This is a genomic window from Vibrio sp. ZOR0018 (genome assembly GCF_963865925.1).
Lineage (GTDB): Bacteria > Pseudomonadota > Gammaproteobacteria > Enterobacterales > Vibrionaceae > Vibrio > Vibrio anguillarum.
Map to the genome: position 1 here is coordinate 1 of NZ_CAWMCN010000013.1, position 1,495 is coordinate 1,495.

General features: G+C 41.3%; 1 protein-coding gene. It reads right to left on the minus strand.

Features of this window, described 5'->3' with window-relative positions; genetic code table 11:
* Positions 1 to 190: 190 nt before the first annotated feature.
* A complete protein-coding gene (locus AACR75_RS00620) occupies positions 191 to 967 on the minus strand; it encodes a phosphotransferase family protein (protein WP_047691379.1) in 777 nt (258 codons plus the stop codon).
* Positions 968 to 1,495 lie beyond the last annotated feature (528 nt).

Here is a 1,495-nt window from a genome sequence, read left to right on the forward strand (position 1 = left end):
CTTAAGCCTTGGATCCGGTGCAGTCAGAATTTCTAAAACTGCCATATTTTCCTTCTAATTCTTGGAAGCTCATAACGCCCGGCTAAGGGGTTGACAACGCACCGCCGAACTAAAAAAACACACTGTAAACGCTGAACTTCAATTTTGCGCTAAAGTCGCCACGCGTTGGCAATCCCTCTTGAGCCGTTTGTTATAACGCATTTTCTACTGCACCTAACCAAGAAGGTACGTTCTTTTTATACCAGTCTATATACGTTGATGCTTCAGATTTATTACGACTAATCAGTATGTTAACCACTTCAATAACTATCCAGCACTTTGCAAAAACCAAATGCTTCGTTAACTCATTGGCGGTAAATGCGGAATTATATTGAGTGTATTGCTCGACAATCGAGGTGTACTCATGAATTGACCCTAAACCTTGTACTAAAGGGGCTAAATCAATTGCTGGGCTACCATAACCAAAACGCTCCCAGTCAAATAATACCAACTCACCATTCTTTCTCGTGCCCCAATTTCCATCATTCGTATCACCCGAAATTAAGCCAGAATGCTCAAATAGAACATGAGACAAGGTTTGTATTGATACTATCGCATTTTGGGAAGAGCAAGGAAGGCTTAAGGCCTCAAGAGCTGACTCAGTTGAAGTAACTGACCAATAATGTTCTTTGGGACTAAAAAATGGATTGTATTTTGAACAGTGAATGCTGCTCAATTGTTCAAAAACGCTCGAATTTGCTCTCAGTTCTGTTAACGTTACCCGATTAGGAATGAGCTCAATAAAAAGATCATTTTTTTGCACCTTATAGAGCTTAGGAATATTGACACCTTCGAGCATGGGAGCTGCGTATTGGTAAAAATTAACCTCTACATCCGAAGCGTCTTGCTTACGAATACAAAGAGAGCCATCAAACGCTTCCATAGTAACTCGAGCTCCACCCATTTTCGATAGATCTTGTGTACTCATAACTCTCCTGCGTTATAACGCCCGGCTAAGGGGTTGACAACGCACCGCCAAACTCCAAAAACACACCGTAAACCCTGAATTTCAATTTTGCACTAAAGTCGCCATGCGTTGACAATCCCTCTTGAGCCGTTTGTTAGCTGATGCACTTTAGCCGGAGATTTACTACCCAACGGCCTAATTTAAAACACATTATTGCTTTCAAGCGGCAAAGTAAAACGGATAGCTGAGAAACTAAAATATAATCCACGAAACGTACTTGGCAAAGAAGAAATAACAGGAAAACTGATGAGCTTCTAGAACTTAAATTTACAAAGAATTATGTCGAAGAAGCCAACAACCAAGTGCGCGAAATCCATTTAAGCGCGAAAGAGCTTCAAAACCAAAGAAGCCACACCAAAGAAATAAACAAACACAACACTTCCCGTAAACAGACTTCGGTTAGTTCAAGCACTTCACGAACAGTGCCACTGGCGAGATACGCGGAAAAGTGCTGACTTTCAGGTGTAAAGCTAGAGCCTCAGACTAAGA